The organism is Synechococcus sp. BDU 130192 (assembly GCF_963876085.1).
In the GTDB taxonomy this organism is placed as follows: Bacteria; Cyanobacteriota; Cyanobacteriia; order Cyanobacteriales; family MRBY01; genus MRBY01.
In genome coordinates this window covers 44,478-61,935 of sequence record NZ_CAWNNO010000001.1, presented here as the reverse complement: position 1 = coordinate 61,935, position 17,458 = coordinate 44,478, and the positions used below count along the sequence as shown (strand labels likewise).

Below are 17,458 nucleotides of genomic sequence, written 5' to 3'. Positions count from 1 at the left end.
CGAAACAACAATTTAAAGTTGAGTTGCAAAGCGCCCAGAAACAGACGCCCCATTAGTGCTTTTCCTGTCGGTTATGATCGAAACAGACCCACACCAAATATCACCAAGCAGTTCTTTTCACTTTACGGCTCCCTTGAAGCCACTTGTCACTGGGTCATACTGCATCGGGATTAATACGCCGCAACTAATCCCCAGTATTGACTGTTTTACAACTGAATAAAAAGAGGTAGTATCTGATGAAAACACTCACTTTCCTAATGATTCCGGCAATGGCCTTGTCCTTAATGCCGCAGTCCGTTTTAGCCTGGAACGCTTATCATCTCTATAACAAAGATGGGAGAGATATCTGGGCCATTGAATGCGCAGACGGCACACTCCACAGCTATGCAGGCAGCTCCAGTGGCCTCGGCACCGTGGGGCCAGCCCTTTGTGAGAATCATGGCGGCATTGCCAATCCTGGTGGTGACCCGCAACCAGTCCCCGCAACAGTTCACGAAGTAGATTCTTCCTTGGGTGATCCAAAACCAGAACCGACTACCCCCAATTCTCGACCCCAAACCTTTGAGAATTGGAATTTCTAGGCGTAAATAGTGTCGGTCTAAGCCGCTTGTTTTAGACCGATGCAATCCTCTTTCATTTGAAGTAAAAAATTATATTTTATACTTTTATCTTGATTAAAGTAATCAACAAAACTTATTCCTGAAGATTGTTTATCTCTTTTTGAATAATCAATAAGCTGTGTTGAAAAGATAAAAATGATTTTGGCTACAAAAAACTTACTACAATTTGCAACAATTGGTAATATATGTGGTCTAAACGATAAAGAAGTGGTAGAAAGCGTAAGGAAATCCATAATTATGTATCCACAGCTCTTTATGGTTGCTGGTGGTCTGCTCTAGATCAAAAATGACAATTAAACAGTCAGTTGTGCCACTTTTAGTCACTTTTTACTTGGGATATTTAGGGACAAATCAAACCTTAAGTATCGCTGCAAATTTCCCCTTAGAGACAGACAGGCTATCTTATGAGAATGGACAGAGTGACCAAGACAACCTTCAAAAAAAACTATCTAGTCATGAAGCAATAAAAGTTATTGCACAATCCCCTTTAAACTCGGAATTATTTAATGATAGTCAAATCAGTCCAGAACAAATAGATCTCGAAGAGGGGATTCTACCAGAGTTTCCGATTCGCCAAGACTTAGAAGATCAAAATACAGAAGAGTTAGAACAAGATTTTAAAGAAGCAGCAAGTGAATCTGAAAATCTTGATAGGAGAAAAGAATTAATCAGGCGGTTTATGTTACGTTCTCTCGCGATTAGCTCACAGAGATATCCATTTCTCATCGATCCGACTGACAATGTAACTTTTGAACCTCTGCAATTTAATCCTTTTGAGCTAGAAAGTTATGGTCAATTTGATCTTCAAATTAACAACAGTGATTTTGTAATTGATAAAATCACCTATGGTCTTTTTCCTAAAGAAAATCAGTTCTATTGGGTTCTCCCTAATAATAGAATTGTATTTGAAACCCAAGGTTGGGTTGGTGGTCTTCAGTATCAGGGACAAACCACAGATATCCGAGAAATACGTGACGCTCGTCAGGAAGTTTCATTTTGGGGATTACAGGCTGTTTGGAATATTCCGAGAATACGAGCTGATGGATCTAGCACGACGGATATTCTATCTATTGAAGAACTACGTCAGGCGGATATCATAACATTTGCTGGACAAGTCACTTCCAATGATGGTTTTCCCGGTCAAGTGATTATTAATAGTGGTATTGATCTTAATGATCCAAGCATTACTGATATTAGTGAGCTTTTAAATCCTCCACCAGGCTTAGGAGAAACATCAACCAATTCTACCCAGGGAGGCAAAAATCTTTTCGAAGGATTAGAAGATGACAGGACACCAGTTATTTTGCAGGCATTTCCCACTAGCGACTTAAGTAAATTATTGGATAACAATGTTGATCTCCGTGAGGGGGAGTTTATTCCTAGGGAAAATTTAACGAATACGGGAGTTGTTTTTGGAGATCTGACCAAAGGCGACAGAATTGAAATTGATCTTGATTTTACTTCAGTGCCAGGTGTTAAGTTTGCTCGTCCCTTTGATGACTTTAAAAACCTTGATCTTTTAAATGTTTTAGTCAACCCAGAGCTAACCGGAAAAGAATATGAACGACGTTATCTAAATTCACTACTCTGGAACGGGATTCGTCGTAGTCCCAGAATTGATAATGCTAGAGTCACTACAGAAACAACCAGTTGGTATCAAGGATATCTAAGCCGTCCTCACAAGCGCGCAGCCATCACGTACCATGCCGAAGAGCCTTCTGCCACTTTTACAGAAATTTTTGCTAACCCTGGCCTTGGTTTCACAGTAGGCAGTTGGGGAGATAAATTTGATGGGATTCAGTTTCTTAATATTACAACTGGTTTGCTTTTAGGCGGAATTTTTGAAGTAGTTGACGAGGATGGTGTTCAAGATTCATTAAATACAGCAAAAGAACTCTTCGAACAGGGTAAGCTCACTTCTGGTTTAAATACGAAAGCAACATCTCAAGAATTAAGAGAGCTTGGTTTACGTTTGGATAAAAGTCTTTTATATGCTGATTTTAATACTAATATCGCACAAACATCTGGAAGATTAACTTCTGATAGTTATATCACACCTAAAACATCAGAATTATGGCAGCTTCGTACCGGATTGTTCCCACGTCGTGTTCAAATAATCGAAGAACAACAATTAAGCTCAACTGCAGGACAACCTTTCTTTTCCACAGTTGATATTTCACAATTTGGGCAACTGACTTTTGTTAGTATTCCTTCTTCAGAAGATCGTCTATTTGAAACACCCGAAGAAACAGAATATACCATTTTTACACCTAGCTTTTCTCCGAGATCGCCACGGACCACATTTGGCACAGAAGTTCTTTTGACAACACCTAGTGGACAACGTTTTGTACAGCGCTTTTCAACGGATTCCACTCAATTTAGTAGTTTGCCTAATTCGATTAAAAGTTCTGACATTGCGTTTGATCGGATTAATATTGCCCAAATTGATCAAATTCAATCTCTTACTTCAATTTATGAAGGTATCGCTTATGTTCCAGCTATTGAGTTAGCGTACGCAGGTTCTTCTGATCTTTGGTATTACAATCTTAATGCAGGCATCTGGGCTACGTTTAATAGTCAAGTGGCTCCTGGTGTCACAGAAAAAATTATTGATAATAACGAGCCAACAATTGGTGCTTATTTAAAGGGTTTTGTAAACGCGATTCAAGAAATGCCTATTTTGAATGAAAATTCAATGGCCATGGGAGTTAGAACCTATGGCCCGACATTTCGTTTCAATACAGATACCCAAAGCCGGTTTAATTTGACCTTGGGTTACGAATATGGTGAACGCCGTCCTGGAATGGGTTGGACTCTGCGACCAACCTTATTTTATTCTCAAGGTACTAGTACTAATGAAGATGAAAACCTACGTAACTGGGTCGGACTGCTTGATGGACAAATTGGCCTACAGTCAGGTTTGAGTATTATTAACCGCTTAGAGTTTGGGGAACAGTTATTCACAAGTTTAACGGCACGCCAGCGGCTTAATCCCAATATTTCAGTTGGTATTTATACGCAAAACTTTGATAATGAAATTTCTGGTTTAGGTCAGCGGACAGAAGGCAGTTCAACAGGATTAATCTTGCGCTATGACTCGATAAGAAGTCGCACATCTTTCTATGAAGGCCGGATTGGGACAAGTGATTCGGGTTTGGATTTTGAATTTCGCAGTCGCTTTGTTTTCTAACCTGAATAAATTTAGCTAAAAAATTTTTATTTAACTAACGTGAGCAAGATTCAAAAAACTATACATAATAAAAAAAAGAGATAACAAAAACTTATTACCTCTTCATTTTAATTTCATAAAAGAGTAGTTTTAGATTTTTAAAAACTAAGCTTATCTAAGGCACTGCTAAAATAGCTGCTGCTACTTCAACATCATTGATATCAAATCCGAGTAGCGTTTGAATGTCATTAACATCGCCGGCAACGCTAGATAGATTATCAAGATATCCTCCTTCAGCGAGGGCTTGGAAGATAGCGTTTTTAGTGTCAGTGGTAAGGCTAGGATTGTTATATACGGTAGCAATTACCTGTTCTAAAGATCCACCACCTTGAACTGTCTGCTGAATTGCATACTGGAGAATGCCATCAATATAGGGAGCAACATCTGCTGCGTCCAACGACAATTGATAAACAGGCGAGTTATTAACATCTTGGAAAATAAACTCAGCATATTTGAGAAAATCGGAGAGGATGACAGTCGGATCGAAAGAACCCGTCAGTTCCACATTAGCCGCAACAAAGCCTTCATCTGTTACTGTCAGTGGGGCGATCGCCTCTACTTCAAAACAGATAGGATCTTCTGCTGGTACTAGGCTTTGTAGGTCACCGGCACAGATGCTATTTGCTGTAGCTAATGTCCATTGGATAGTATCAAGGTTGACCCCAGTACCGTTGACATCATTGAGTTCAGCTAGGACTTCTTGAATTTTCGGCGCACCACCCACTAAGGTTAGGTTGTTCAGAGCAAGGAAAGATCCTAGAGTCCCAACGCCAGTATTCCCAGGAAGAGCAAGACCAGGAAGAGTACTAGGCAAAACACCAGGCTGAAATAAAGTTTGGCCAGTATTAAAAAGTTGAGGTGTATTCAAGGGTCTGTAACCCAAGCTGATCTCTGCAGAATTGAAGCGACTGCCGGGACTGTCTACTTCAACCGCATAGGCAGAAATCGCTTCGCCAGCAGAGGTAAAAGTGACAGAACCGGAAACAGTATCCGCAGTAGCAGGATTAATCGCCATCAGAGAAACAGCAGTGATAGTGGCTGTTCCACTTAAAAGCTTTACAGAAAGGTTTTTCATTGGAATAATCTTTTATCCATGATAATTAGGCAAACTCAAACTTATAGACGAAAAAACAGAAATCCTGAGCTCTAAGAGCTAGATAATTGACTAAAAGTTAGAGTTTTCAGAATATTAACAAACTTTTTAGAAATACGAATAAAGAAAAATGTGAAGTTTCATTGAAATACTCGATACTCATACTCATTTTCTAAAAAGTCATAGGTTAGTGGCTTAAGCTGATTTTATTAGCCAAGAAATAAATTTTGTATTTATGTATGCTTTTATTGTTGTGTACTGTTATAGTGCTATTCCAAGTTTGTAGTGTTTTGATTATCTCGGCCTATTGGCATTTTGCATTAAAATCGCGGAGCCACAGCTTGGTGGCTTGGCCCACGGAACCTCGGAAAGCATCACGGGGAGGGTTAGCTGGTTGGCTAGGATCAGGATTGGCAAGACTAGAAACCACATTGGCGATCGCCCAACCATTTTTCGTAGGGGTTAGAAACAGCCAATAGTAGTTTTCAAAGCTAATTTTTTGACTGTTGTTGTATTGGGTTTCTAAGGTGGTGAAAAAAATCTGCTCCGTAGTATCAGGAACCGTCGGCGTATATTGACGATTTTTGAGGGGCAGAGGAGTTAAATTTCCTGGACTGGCGATGACAATATAACTAAAACTATCTTCAGTACGGTCTAAATTACGCGCCCGTTGAATGACCCGATTACCATAGCTGGGTAAATCTTCCAGGAGTTGGGGCACAATTTCTGTTAAGGGGGCGTTGCACTGGGGTTGGGCGATCGCCTTCGTGGAGCAGATCCCGAAACTGCCGCAAATTAATGTGAAATAAATGGCGAAGGAGCGATTGAACATCATATTTTCAGTAGTGCAAAGGCGTTAACTCGGCAGTGAACCCAGGCAGAGCAGGGAGAAATATTTCATCTTCCCTGTCTGTTTAGTCTAACCTTCGGCTTGGTCGGCAGCCTCAGCCCAGGTTTTCGCCCAGGTCAGGATTTCTTGTACGGCTTCAGGATTGGCCGCTTCACTATATAACCGCAGTACAGGCTCGGTACCACTGAAGCGAATCAGCAACCAACTTTGATCAGCAAGGCGAAATTTATAGCCATCTTTGGGGTCGCTGTGAATTACGTCACGGTTGGCGATCGCCTTGGGGGGATTTGTCGCGAGGATCTTTAATAGGCGATCGCGACTGGAAAAGTCCCGCAAATGTAAATCAATGCGGTCATAGGCGCCATAAAAATTAGCTTTGGTTTGCAGAGAATGGTAAAGCTCGCCGAGGTCTTGATCAAAAATGGCGATCGCCTCCAGGAGATACAATGCCGCCAGCAGCGCATCCCGTTCGGGAATGTGGTGGCCGTAGCCAATGCCGCCGGATTCTTCGCCACCAAGGAGCACCTGGGTCTGTTGCATTCGTTCGGCAATGTATTTGTAGCCGATGGGTGTTTCAAAGACTAGCAAACCGTAGTATTCGCTCAAACGGGGGATTAAATCAGAGCCGCTGACGGTTTTTACCACTTCCCCTTGATATTGGCGATTTTGGGACAAATGGGCGAGCAAAATCGGGATTAGCTTTTGGGAACTGAAAAACTCACCATCCCCAGCCACAGCAGCAATGCGATCGCCATCACCATCAAAGACAAACCCCACCTGAATTGCCTCTAAATCTTGATTATGGGCGGCGCGAATGGTGCGTTGCAGTTGAGACAAATGCTTTTCTAAAGGCTCTGGTGGGCGGCCGCCGAACAAAGGATCTGGTTCACAATGGATTTCTTGGATCGCCGCATTGAGCAGTTGGGTCAAACCGCCCGCCGCTGCGCCATACATTACATCGGCAAAGACTTGGAGACGATCAGCGGCGATCGCCTGGCGAATTTTTTCTAAATCAACCAGTTGCTGTAATCCGGCGCAATAGTCCTGCCAGGGATCAAAATAATCTAAACTGCCCGTCGTTGAATGTTGAGGATCAATCCCGACTTCCAGTCGCGCTTCAATCTGAGCCGTAATTTCCTCGGAAACCGAGCCGCCAAAAGCCCCTTTTACTTTTAATCCTAAATAACCCGCTGGATTATGGCTGGCCGTTAAGGCGATCGCCCCCAGAGCCTTGTGGTGGTGGGCGGCATAGCTCAGGGCTGGGGTTGGCGCAAAACTATTGGCTAGAAGTACGTGAAATCCTTCCCCCTGGATCGCTTCGGCGGCGGCGAGGGCAAATTCGTCTGCGAGAAACCGCCGATCATAGCCGACGATTATCGTGTTATCAATGGCTTGGTCTGCGAAATTTTCTTTTAAAACATGGGCTGTGGCGATCGCCACCCGTTGTACCCGTTCAAAGGTAAAATCCGCCGCAATAATGCCACGCCAACCGTCTGTGCCGAACCGAATCGGCTGTTGATTCCCAAACGCCAACACAATCTCTGCCTCAAAAACTTAAAAACGTCCTTTAGCAGTTTAATTGCTGGGGAAGTCTTGACCAACATAAACAGTGCGCGTCTGACCAGCCCGCTCCAGGATGACTTGGTTACTCTGGGCACCAATCAGCTTCCAACTGCCACTGCCCAACTCTTCACCGAGACGGAACCGTTGGGTGGTGCCATTGATTTTGAATAAAGCCTCGGAGCGATCGCCCGCTTCTAAAACCCCCACGAGGCTATACATCGTCTTTGGCGCTGCGGGGGGCGCAGGTACATCGTTGACGGTTGGGGTCACCGCACGGGGTGCAGGGGGCGGCACGATCGCCAAGGGAGCTGAATTTTGCTTTGGTGGCGGTGGGGGGGCGATCGCCACGGGGGGTTCAACACTTGGCGGTGGCGGTAAGAGGGCTAAACCCTGGGATAAGTTTGCGCTGCCATTGGTGCCCGCATTCGGTGGATAGACCGGAATATAAATGCGTTCAATGACCTGTGGCCCGGAATTCGCCTCTGATGCTGGTGCTTCTGTATCCGCTTGGCGGTCAATATTGTCGAGCGCTCGCTGAATATAGTTCGCAAATTCTGTCCCCGGCTCTGGGCTTTCTGGGGGGACTGTCTCCGTCGCCGGAGGGGTAGAACGACTGAGGAATTGCGGCATTTTTAACTGGTCATTCGCCGCTAACCACAGAATACCGCCCACCAAAGAGGCACAGGAACAAATGAATAGAAGTCGCTCTGTGTAATAGCCCCAGCCCCGTTTGACCACCAATTCTGCGTCGATTTCCTCTGGTGGAAAGGGGGGTTCTTCAGGAGGCGGCCCCATGAGGTCTCCCTGGGTGACTAATACCGATTGCATCGGTCTGATTTCTGGCTCTGGCGATCGCCTAAAAGATTGGGGCGGCTGGCGATCGCCTAAGAGCTGATCGATATCCGCAAACACATCATCCATGAGACGGTTAGCCTCTGCTTCAGCAGACCAAGAATCAGATTCTAGGGAATCCAAGGAAGTTGTGCGCAGTTCGTTCATATCACCAAGAGGGGGGCAGAAAAATTGCTTTTAATTGTAATCATGATCTCGCCACCTAACCGTGCCGAAATTAGCGATCAGCCCATGGTGCAGCGTCGAGATTGATGCCACATGTTCAAGATGTGGAAATATCTCTACAATCCTAATGCCCTTTGGCCAGGACGCAACCCCAAGCTTGCTTTTTTTCACAATTAGTAGCTGTAGGCCGTCGGCGGCAACAAAAGACAATCCCGAAAGAAGCGGCTGATCTGGTTCAGAACGCGCCACGGTGAGGAGATAAATTTCAAAAAAACCCTTCTCCCATTAAACTGTTTATGTTTTGTTTCTGAGGGAAAAAAGTCACATGGAGCATCGTGGCGTCACAGTTTGGTTCACCGGTCTGAGTGGTGCAGGGAAAACCACCATTAGCCATGCCCTAGCGGAACGTTTAAAAGCGGCTGGCTGTAAGTTAGAAATCCTGGATGGCGACATTGTCCGGACAAATCTCACCAAGGGCCTAGGCTTTAGCAAAGAAGACCGCGATGAAAATATTCGTCGAATTGGCTTTGTTTCCCATCTGCTCACCCGCAACGGCGTGATTGTCTTTGTTTCTGCTATTTCTCCTTACCGGGAAATTCGCGAAGAAGTGCGGCAACGAATTGGTGATTTCGTCGAGATTTTCGTCAATGCCCCCCTCGAAGAATGTGAACGGCGGGATGTTAAAGGTCTTTATCAACGGGCAAGAGCAGGTGAAATTAAAGGTTTTACCGGGATTGATGATCCCTATGAAGCGCCCACCAATCCTGAAGTGGAGTGCCGCACTGACCTCGAAGAACTTGAAGAAAGTATCGAAAAAGTGATGGCGAAGCTCACTGAACTGGGCTACATCACCCCTTAATTTTGATTGCAGTCCCACAATTTCATAATTTGAAAGTGCAGTCCAGGATAATGCTTGGCTGCATTTTTTTGTGTTTCGTGGCTAGTGCAGTTGCGATCGCCCCCACTCGATCGCTTCGGCTTTGGTGTGAATTTTTCCTTCGACATGGGCCACTTGGATTTCGGTAAGTAGATGACCGATTTGGGGACTGGGGGAAAGGTGCAACTCACGGATGAGATCCTTCCCTGATAAAAGCGAAACCGGATGAGCGACGGGATCGTGGGCGGTGAAATACCGTTGCAGTAATGGCACCAATGAGGCGCTGTTGAGGCCAAAACTCCGGGCAACCAGGGCAAGGATCGGAAAAGCACCCTTAACCGTTTGGAAGAAAAAGTATTGTTCTCGCAGGCTCAGGGGTTGCGCTTGGCTGGCCAACAGTTGGGGGAGCATCTCGATGACGGTGCTGACGGTGCGCAGTTCGTACCGGGGATATTTCAAGCGGGCGATCGCCTGTTGTGCTTTTTCTGGATCGCTGCCCACCAAACAGGCCAATTTTCCTAGGGCGAGCCAGGCTGTCTCCGTGGTAAATTCGGGGTAGACTGCGGCGAATTCTTGACCAATGGCCGTTAACCGTTGCATGCGGTCTAAACTCGTTTGATCCGCTGCGGGCAACCAATGGGCCAACAAGCCATCCTGAAAGGCCAACTCTAGCCAGCGATCGCCTTGTGGGTGGTGCAACAAATAGTTCAACTCATGCTGAATTCGTTCCGCTGCAATATTTTTAATTAAAGGGGCCAATTCCCGGATTTGTGCCCTGGTAGCCGCATCTAAGGTAAAGCCCAACTGCGCCGCCTGGCGATAGGCCCGCAATAACCGCAGGGGATCATCGGCCAAATTTTCCGGTGTCACCATCCGCAACACCTTATTTTCCAAATCAGCGAGGCCATTGAGGGGATCGACTAAGCAATCAGAACGGATATGGTAGGCGATCGCATTTACACAATAATCCCGCCGCCGCAAATCCCGCTCTAGGCTGTCCCCTTCCTGTTGGGCAAAATCCAACGTTCCCTGCCGGAAGACCACCCGGGCAATTTGACGCATCTCATCGAGTACCACAAAACCCGCTTGATATTTTTTTGCAATGGCACGGGCCGTTTCCACTGCCTTTTTGGGGACGACGAAATCAAAATCAATATAATCACTCTGGCGCTGCAAGAGGGCATCCCGCACGGCACCACCCACCAAGCAAGCCTCCGCTGGTAATTCCGCCACAGAAAATGGCAAAAGGCGTAAAAATTCAGCTAAACGCTCCTTGGGAGAGTCCAAAACCATCAATGACGAAACCCGATTAGAATAAGCACGATTAATGAGAATATCATTCCCCCTCCGATTATGGGTGGGGAAATTCAAAAGCGCAAAAACACAGGCTAAAATAGGGTCTGCTGTTTGAGGGCACCGACCAAATGAAGGACTTTGTTGTCATCACCTTTTATAAATTTTTTGATTTTCCTGACTACAAAGAACGGCAACAACCCATTTTTAACTTTGCCGACGAACAAAACATCATTGGCACTATTCTGTTGGCCCACGAAGGCATCAATGCCACCATTGCAGGGACCCAAACAGCCCTCGATGCCATGGTGAACTTTCTGCATCAAGATCCTCGCCTCGCAGATCTCACCTACAAAGTTTCGACGGCCCCCAAGCAGCCCTTTAAACGTCTCAAGGTCAAACTCAAACAGGAAATTGTTACCCTAGGCCAGCCGAACATTGATCCGAACAATACCGTCGGCACCTACATTGACCCCAAGGATTGGAATGACTTGATCCAAAATCCGGATGTGACCCTCGTGGATACCCGCAATGATTATGAAGTGGGTATCGGTACGTTTAAAGGGGCCATTAACCCCAACACCAAATCCTTCCGCGAATTTCCCGATTATGTCGCCGAAAATCTAGACCCCCAGAAAAATGCGAAGGTGGCGATGTTTTGCACAGGGGGGATTCGTTGTGAAAAGGCGACCTCCTACCTTTTAAACCAAGGGTTTCAGGAGGTTTACCATCTCAAGGGCGGTATTTTAAAATATCTCGAAGAAATCCCCGTTGCAGAAAGCCTCTGGGAAGGGGAATGCTTTGTGTTTGATGAACGGGTCACGGTCAAACATGGCCTAGAAACGGGTCACTATGAACTGTGCTATGCCTGTGGCCATCCCATTGATGCTGAGGATAAAACGTCGGCGGACTATGAGATTGGCGTGTCTTGTCCCTATTGTATTGAAGCTCTGACCCCGGAACGGCGATCGCGCTTTGAGGCAAAATGGCAACAACGGCAACAGATGAAAGCCTGCCAAGCCAGTTAGATCGTCAGGGAATCCACAGCAGAATTGGGGAACTTCTCGACTACAATGGGGCTAATTCTTTGCCAGCATTCATGACGTAACGACATTACCACGTTGATTTTTGGTAATTCCCAAAGGATCAAATCTTTGGCGATCGCCCCTAGTCAACCGCACCATTTACTAAATCACCCTTACTTACCCGTAAAAGTATGCCACAACTGCATCTTTCCCACCTCAACCCCCGCGCGCAAACCGCCAACCCCCAAGCACAATCAATGCCAATGGGAGATGTTCAAATGGGTGGGATGATGCCAGATCTTGATTTAGCGACCGTTAACGAAAAACTCAGCGAGGCCAATGCCGTTGAAGTCGTCCAATGGGCGTCCCAGACCTTTCCCGAAGGGCTGATCATGAGCACCAGCTTCGGGATTCAGTCGGCGGTAATGCTCCACCTCGTCACCCAGGTCATCCCAGATATTCCCGTCGTTTGGATTGACACTGGCTATCTCCCAGAGGCCACCTATCGCTTCGCCGAAGAATTAGGCGATCGCCTCAACCTCAACCTCAAAGTCTATCAGTCCCCCCTCAGTCCGGCGCGGATGGAAGCCCTCTACGGCAAACTATGGGAACAGGACAACATCGAAGCCTTTAACCGCTACGATTACATCCGCAAAGTCGAACCCATGCAACGGGCCCTCAAGGAGTTAAACGCCAAAGCCTGGCTCGCCGGACTCCGCAAAGGCCAAACTGACCACCGCAAGACCCTCGGTTACGTTGCCAAACAAGGCAAGCAGTACAAAATTCACCCAATTTTGACCTGGACTTCTAAGGATGTTTATGAGTATCTAGTGGCCCACGATCTCCCCTACCATCCCTATTTTGATAAAGGCTATGTCACCGTTGGGGATTGGCACTCTAGTCGGCCTTTGATGGCAGGCGATGAAAGCGAACGGGATACCCGTTTCCGGGGCCTAAAACAAGAATGTGGCTTACACCTTCCCAGCACCTCCGAAGAAGCCCAGAGTTTAGACTCCAGCGGCCTCTGATCAAGTTGCGGTAGTCGAGTTTGCCATGGCAAGCCCTAGACAACAGAGCAATTGTCCATCCCAGAGACTTAAAAAAGGCGAATCAATAGTGATTCGCCCCTGGGGTTAACAATTTGATTGGATGACAAAAAATAAATGCCGCAATCCTTTGGTTTAAAGCTATCTAGAGGGGGATTACGTCGAATTGAACCGTTGCGGTCACTTCGGGGTGCAGTTTAACCTGGGCTTCGTAGCTACCAGTTTTGCCAATTTCAGGGAGCGTAATGCCACGACGATCCACATCTTGGCCTGCTCTTTCTTTGATGGCGTCGGCCACATCCTGGGTGGTTACGGTACCGAAAATTTGATTTTCTTCACCAACTTGCTTGCGGATAATGAGTTTACCCACGGTTTTGAGGGCAACTTTACGCACTTCGGCGTCCTGGAGTTCTGCAAGCAGACGTTGACGTTCTTTTTCGCGGCGCTGTTCAACTTGGCGAAGAATGCCGGGGGTGGCGAGGGAGGCAATGCCTTGGGGGAGGAGGTAGTTACGGGCATAGCCTGGGGCAACTTCAACGAGGTCACCATTGTTGCCTAGCTTGCGCACGTCCTGATTTAGGACTACCTGTAAACGCTTACTCATAATATTGACAGAATAATTTTTTCTATAGAAATCTGTTAGCTTCCAGAACTTTAAATTCTACAAGTTAAGGGATTGTTTAGGCAAATAGTCCGGATCTGTGTTCTGTTTTGTGGTATTGGGGCGGGGGTTGTCGTCACAGGCAGATTGTCGCCCTTGTTTCCGCTGCCGCTTATTCCGATACATTTTCTCGTCAGCTTGTTTCAACAGGGTGCGTAGGGAGGCATTGGCTGGAAATTCGGTATAACTGGCGTAACCAGTACTAATAGAAAGTTGGTAGGAGCGCTGTTGTTGTTGGTTGAAGTTGGCGATCGCCGCTTGGAGACGTTGGCAAATCAGATCCGCTTCTGCCTGGTTCACCGGTGCAAAACAGGTAAATTCATCGCCCCCCAGCCGGGCCAGAATATCTGCCCTCCGGAAGCTATCCCGCAGAATCTGGGCTGCATCGACAATGACGTGATCGCCTACCCCATGGCCCAGGTGATCATTAATCATCTTTAGATTATCCACATCGAAGAAAAAGAGCGAAAAAGGCAACTTTTGGCGCTCCAGCAAGGATAATTCCTGTTCGACGAGCATAAAGAAACCCCGACGATTGTAAACGCCTGTCAATTCATCCGTAAGAGACAGTTGACGAATGCGATTTTCAGCTTTTTTCCGTTCCTGCACCTCTTGACGAAGTTTTTGATTGAGGCGGTCTAGTTCCTGGGTACGCTCTTTGATCTGCTGTTCTAAAAAACTCACAAGCCCGTACATCTCATTTTGGTTCATCGCCTCCAGTAAATTCGATTGGGTCACCAACCCCAGGAGTTCGTGGTGCTCCCCGACCACAATCAAGCGGTGGGTTTGGTGCCGTTCCATCAGTTGTTTAGCCTCGATCAAAGAACGGTGCACCGCAATTTTGATTGGCCGGGTCATGGTTTGTTCCGCTGTGATTTTTTGCAAATCCACATCCAGGGAACGTAAATGTAAAATATCCTGTTCTGTGACAATTCCCAGGGGAAACCAAGCCTGTTCGAGAGTCGGATGGGGTTTAACAATGACAATTGAACCCACGCGACATTCCATCATCACCTTAGCCAAGTGCCACATGGATTGTTGGGGGGCACCGTAGACCACGCGACTCACCATCACTTCTGTGACAAATCGCAGGCGCAGCAAATGCACAGGTTCAATGACACCACGCAATAAGCGGTGGGTGATTAAACCGAATAGCTTACCTTCTGTGTCTAGAACTGGTAAGTGACGAATCCGATGTTTTTGCAACAGTTGAGAAATATGCAGGGGTGTTAAAGACTGATCCCAAGTCAGAGAGATGACAGGGGTCGTCATAATTTGCTTTAGGGTGATCTGCTGCCAATTTTGATCTAGGATGACCCATTTTAAGAGATCTCGCTCAGTCACAATCCCCTGTAATTTCTGGTCGGCCATCACCAAAATACAACTGGCTCGGCTGCTATTGACCTCTAGGGCATCGCTTGTTTTGTCTTGTAACTCACAGGTGCGCTTTAAACTCGCCATGGTGTTTGCCGCTTCAAGCAAGGTGGTCTCCGCCGCGAGCATAATGGGGTCTTTAATGAGGCATTTTTCAACGGATTTGTAGGAGGTGAGATCAAGCATAGGTAAAACGCGACAAAAGTTTGCCCTGAAGAAAAAATGACCTGGTGCAATGGGCCACAATGACTCAAGCAACTGGAATGAAGGTGCCTAGAAGTATTTATGACTCTTTTGTCCATCATAGGCGGGCTATGGATCGGTTGGGGGTTTTCAGCAACGAATCTTGAGCGCTGTTGAGTAGTACCCTGTTTTGTGAATTGCTCTGCTTGGGTGTTGCTCAAGTGCAAGTGTAGAATTTTCCTCGGTCCAAGCTGTTCCCCAGAAAAAACTGAAAATACAAATTTCCCCTCCTGGTGCGAGAGGGTTAATACAGAAATCAAACGATCAGTGGGCGATCGCCTAGAAAGACAAATGATTTATTGACGTTTCTTGGACTGGGAACCGTAGTAGGAATAGGAATAAGAACTGCTAGATGTACCTTTTGTTTGACTATTAGCAACGAGTCCTAAGATTGGAATATTGGCTTGCTTAAAGGTGGCGATCGCCTGGGAAACGGCCGAGCGCGTGGTTTTATTCAACGTGACCACTAAAATCACACCATCAGCATGGGAGGCGAGCAGACTCGTGTCAGCAAGTCCAAGCACTGGCGGCGTATCATAAACAACGAAGTCAAATGTGCGCTCAAACTCCTCAACCAAATGTTTCATCTTTTGAGACGCGAGTAATTTTGCCGGATCAGGAGGCAGAGTCCCTGCTGGCAACACAGAAAAATCCACTAAGGGCATCGGCTTCTGCAAATAGCTTTCGATTTCAGTCTCGCTGCTATTGTTTGTAATCACAGTACTGAGACCCTGTTTTTGGTTTAAATTAAGGCGCTGAGCGACCTGGGGACGTCGCATATCAGAATCAACGAGCAAGACTTTCTGACCGAGAATCGCCGCCGTTGGTGCTAAGTTCAAGGCGATCGTTGATTTACCATCTCCCGGCAAAGCCGAAGCAATAATCACCGAGCGTAAAGGGCGATCGGCACTCAGTAATTTCAAATTCGTATGTAGCACCCGTAGAGATTCAGAAAATGCAGACGCACCATAATAGCCATAGGGGTGATCCCCACTGGTCATTTTCTGCCATGTCCGAGTCGTTGAAGCCGGAATGAAGGAGGTCAGCCAACGTTGGAAACGTAGCAGTGGTGGTAACGACGATTCTGCTCCTCCAGCCATCCCATGTTGTTCTTCGTAGGGAATATTAGCTAGCAATGGTAGCTTTGTCCGATTCTTCAGATCATCTGGGGAGTAATAAACATCGGTGAGTTTATCGAGTAGTAAAGCGGCGCCGACGCCCAAGACCGAACTAGCAATAAAGCCCAGCATCAAGCTCCGTTGGATATTAGGCGAGATCGGTAAGTTGGGACGCGTGGCACCTTCAATCACTTCCCACGGAATCTCCGTCTGTGCGGCTTGCACTTGTAGAGCTTGGCGTCTCGCCAGGAGCTCTGTCAATGCTTCCGTTGAAATCCCGAGTCGCCGCTGGAGATCAGTGTATAGTCGATTTAAAACGGCGAGATTTTGAAAAGATTGCTCGACTTCGGCTTGGGCTTGATTGAGGGATGGAATCCGAGCTTGCAGAATACGGAGCTGATTAGCGGCATCTGTCACTTGGGTTGCCCCCACCCGTTCCGCCTCCTGTTGCAAAATGGGCAGTAGATTCTGGCGTTCTTCTCTCAACACTTGAATGTTCAAGCTATCATTTTGAAAACGCGTCGATTCTTTGGCAATGTTCGCCTCGACTGACCGCAGTTGACCAAGGACTTGCTGATAGGTTTCTGAATTTTCGAGGGCGGCTAAAGCCCCACGGTCTCCTTGGAGGGACTGGAGGCGGGTTTGGGCCTGGGCAATTTCTTGCTGAAGTTGGAAGCGCTGCTGCTCTAAGGTTGCTGCTTTCTGGGCAAGCTGATTGAAATGAATTTCTGGCTCGGTGAAATTGTAGTTTTGACGAAACTGTTGAAGCTCTGCCTGCAGAGTATCCACTTCCTGTTGGAGGTCGGGTAATTGTTCATCGATGAACTGCAGACCTTGTCTAACGTTGGTTTGGCGGTCGGCCAAGCTGTACTCCAGGTACACCGAGCTAAGCTGTTCTAACACCGCTTCAATTTGATCAGGGTCTGGATTTTGATAGCTGACTTCGAGAATTTTTGTCTCTCCCGGTCGGGTAATACTGAGATTACTGAGTAGAGTATTGTAGTTAAGGTTAGGATATTGTTGCTGCAGTGGTTGAATAACTTTTTGCAGCAACTCAGGACTGCGTAATACTTGGATTTGGGTACTGTAGTCTAGCTCCCCTGCCCTGCCGCTGCCTGGTTGGAGACTCTGGGCTAAGTCAGAAACGTTATTGTTGGAATTAACGGGTTCAACTAACAAACGAAACTTCGATAAGTAGATTTTTTCTTGGGAAAATGTGTTGAAGGTAACTGCCCCCATGCCAACGGTTATCACCCCCAGAATTAACCAAGCTCGCCGCCGCATCACGGATAAAAACTGGCGGAAATCGAAGTCATCGCCGTAGTCTACTGGTTGCAATAGAGGAGAGACAGGATACGGTATTGGGGCGACTGCGCCATTTTTTTTATGGCCGTTATTTTGATATTCGAGAACAGCGTTATTAGTGTCTTGCTTATCCATGTTAATTTC

General features: G+C 46.6%; 15 protein-coding genes. 5 read left to right on the top strand and 10 right to left on the bottom strand.

Annotated features, from left to right (window positions below; translation table 11 throughout):
• Positions 1-236 precede the first annotated feature (236 nt).
• Positions 237-581 carry a hypothetical protein gene (locus AACT35_RS00305; protein ID WP_143596748.1) on the top strand — a complete coding sequence of 115 codons (345 nt, stop codon included), beginning with the start codon at positions 237-239 and terminating at the stop codon, positions 579-581.
• 17 nt (positions 582-598) lie between these two features.
• Here AACT35_RS00305 and AACT35_RS00300 read toward each other — a convergent pair whose 3' ends face one another.
• Entirely contained in the window at positions 599-853 is a 255-nt protein-coding gene (locus tag AACT35_RS00300) for a hypothetical protein (protein WP_143596747.1), read from the bottom strand.
• Between the two features lie 53 nt (positions 854-906).
• Here AACT35_RS00300 and AACT35_RS00295 point away from each other — a divergent pair, with 53 nt between their 5' ends.
• A complete protein-coding gene (locus AACT35_RS00295; protein ID WP_099237356.1) occupies positions 907-3,810 on the top strand; it encodes a hypothetical protein in 2,904 nt (967 codons plus the stop codon).
• Between the two features lie 154 nt (positions 3,811-3,964).
• Here AACT35_RS00295 and AACT35_RS00290 read toward each other — a convergent pair whose 3' ends face one another.
• From AACT35_RS00290 to AACT35_RS00270, 5 genes are all read right to left on the bottom strand, one after another.
• Complete coding sequence (locus AACT35_RS00290; RefSeq protein ID WP_099237354.1) at positions 3,965-4,924, bottom strand: hypothetical protein; 960 nt, start codon at positions 4,922-4,924, stop codon at positions 3,965-3,967.
• A gap of 322 nt (positions 4,925-5,246) precedes the next feature.
• A complete protein-coding gene (locus AACT35_RS00285) occupies positions 5,247-5,777 on the bottom strand; it encodes a hypothetical protein (protein ID WP_143596746.1) in 531 nt (176 codons plus the stop codon).
• 84 nt (positions 5,778-5,861) lie between these two features.
• Positions 5,862-7,328 carry a phosphoglucomutase/phosphomannomutase family protein gene (locus AACT35_RS00280; RefSeq protein ID WP_216820498.1) on the bottom strand — a complete coding sequence of 489 codons (1,467 nt, stop codon included), beginning with the start codon at positions 7,326-7,328 and terminating at the stop codon, positions 5,862-5,864.
• Between the two features lie 39 nt (positions 7,329-7,367).
• Positions 7,368-8,354 carry a hypothetical protein gene (locus AACT35_RS00275; protein WP_030007138.1) on the bottom strand — a complete coding sequence of 329 codons (987 nt, stop codon included), beginning with the start codon at positions 8,352-8,354 and terminating at the stop codon, positions 7,368-7,370.
• 30 nt (positions 8,355-8,384) lie between these two features.
• Positions 8,385-8,621, bottom strand: coding sequence for a hypothetical protein (locus tag AACT35_RS00270; protein WP_099237350.1), 237 nt, complete (start codon positions 8,619-8,621; stop codon positions 8,385-8,387).
• A gap of 76 nt (positions 8,622-8,697) precedes the next feature.
• Between AACT35_RS00270 and cysC the strand changes: the two genes are divergently transcribed.
• Positions 8,698-9,231 carry an adenylyl-sulfate kinase gene (gene cysC, locus AACT35_RS00265; RefSeq protein WP_030007136.1) on the top strand — a complete coding sequence of 178 codons (534 nt, stop codon included), beginning with the start codon at positions 8,698-8,700 and terminating at the stop codon, positions 9,229-9,231.
• Positions 9,232-9,312: 81 nt separating this feature from the next.
• Here cysC and AACT35_RS00260 read toward each other — a convergent pair whose 3' ends face one another.
• The gene (locus AACT35_RS00260; RefSeq protein WP_173867205.1) at positions 9,313-10,542 is read right to left on the bottom strand and encodes a CCA tRNA nucleotidyltransferase; all 1,230 of its coding nucleotides are present in this window, start codon (positions 10,540-10,542) and stop codon (positions 9,313-9,315) included.
• A 131-nt stretch (positions 10,543-10,673) separates the two neighbouring features.
• Here AACT35_RS00260 and trhO point away from each other — a divergent pair, with 131 nt between their 5' ends.
• Positions 10,674-11,570, top strand: a complete 897-nt coding sequence (trhO, locus tag AACT35_RS00255) for an oxygen-dependent tRNA uridine(34) hydroxylase TrhO (protein ID WP_099237348.1) — start codon at positions 10,674-10,676, stop codon at positions 11,568-11,570.
• A gap of 287 nt (positions 11,571-11,857) precedes the next feature.
• Positions 11,858-12,595 (top strand): phosphoadenosine phosphosulfate reductase, encoded by a 738-nt coding sequence (gene cysH, locus AACT35_RS00250; RefSeq protein WP_254047929.1) that lies wholly within the window; start codon positions 11,858-11,860, stop codon positions 12,593-12,595.
• A 163-nt stretch (positions 12,596-12,758) separates the two neighbouring features.
• Here cysH and rplI read toward each other — a convergent pair whose 3' ends face one another.
• From rplI to AACT35_RS00235, 3 genes are all read right to left on the bottom strand, one after another.
• Positions 12,759-13,217 carry a 50S ribosomal protein L9 gene (gene rplI, locus AACT35_RS00245; RefSeq protein ID WP_099237344.1) on the bottom strand — a complete coding sequence of 153 codons (459 nt, stop codon included), beginning with the start codon at positions 13,215-13,217 and terminating at the stop codon, positions 12,759-12,761.
• Between the two features lie 57 nt (positions 13,218-13,274).
• A complete protein-coding gene (locus AACT35_RS00240) occupies positions 13,275-14,834 on the bottom strand; it encodes a diguanylate cyclase (protein WP_099237342.1) in 1,560 nt (519 codons plus the stop codon).
• Positions 14,835-15,187: 353 nt separating this feature from the next.
• Positions 15,188-17,449, bottom strand: a complete 2,262-nt coding sequence (locus AACT35_RS00235; protein ID WP_099237340.1) for a GumC family protein — start codon at positions 17,447-17,449, stop codon at positions 15,188-15,190.
• Between the last annotated feature and the right edge of the window lie 9 nt (positions 17,450-17,458).

What these genes read in the sequence shown, in the direction of transcription:
- AACT35_RS00305 (WP_143596748.1), top strand. Translation starts at nt 237, where the DNA reads ATGAAAACACTCACTTTCCTAATGATTCCGGCAATGGCCTTGTCCTTA.
- AACT35_RS00300 (WP_143596747.1), bottom strand. Translation starts at nt 853, where the DNA reads ATGGATTTCCTTACGCTTTCTACCACTTCTTTATCGTTTAGACCACAT.
- AACT35_RS00295 (WP_099237356.1), top strand. Translation starts at nt 907, where the DNA reads ATGACAATTAAACAGTCAGTTGTGCCACTTTTAGTCACTTTTTACTTG.
- AACT35_RS00290 (WP_099237354.1), bottom strand. Translation starts at nt 4,924, where the DNA reads ATGAAAAACCTTTCTGTAAAGCTTTTAAGTGGAACAGCCACTATCACT.
- AACT35_RS00285 (WP_143596746.1), bottom strand. Translation starts at nt 5,777, where the DNA reads ATGATGTTCAATCGCTCCTTCGCCATTTATTTCACATTAATTTGCGGC.
- AACT35_RS00275 (WP_030007138.1), bottom strand. Translation starts at nt 8,354, where the DNA reads ATGAACGAACTGCGCACAACTTCCTTGGATTCCCTAGAATCTGATTCT.
- cysC (WP_030007136.1), top strand. Translation starts at nt 8,698, where the DNA reads ATGGAGCATCGTGGCGTCACAGTTTGGTTCACCGGTCTGAGTGGTGCA.
- AACT35_RS00260 (WP_173867205.1), bottom strand. Translation starts at nt 10,542, where the DNA reads ATGGTTTTGGACTCTCCCAAGGAGCGTTTAGCTGAATTTTTACGCCTT.
- trhO (WP_099237348.1), top strand. Translation starts at nt 10,674, where the DNA reads ATGAAGGACTTTGTTGTCATCACCTTTTATAAATTTTTTGATTTTCCT.
- cysH (WP_254047929.1), top strand. Translation starts at nt 11,858, where the DNA reads ATGCCAGATCTTGATTTAGCGACCGTTAACGAAAAACTCAGCGAGGCC.
- rplI (WP_099237344.1), bottom strand. Translation starts at nt 13,217, where the DNA reads ATGAGTAAGCGTTTACAGGTAGTCCTAAATCAGGACGTGCGCAAGCTA.
- AACT35_RS00240 (WP_099237342.1), bottom strand. Translation starts at nt 14,834, where the DNA reads ATGCTTGATCTCACCTCCTACAAATCCGTTGAAAAATGCCTCATTAAA.
- AACT35_RS00235 (WP_099237340.1), bottom strand. Translation starts at nt 17,449, where the DNA reads ATGGATAAGCAAGACACTAATAACGCTGTTCTCGAATATCAAAATAAC.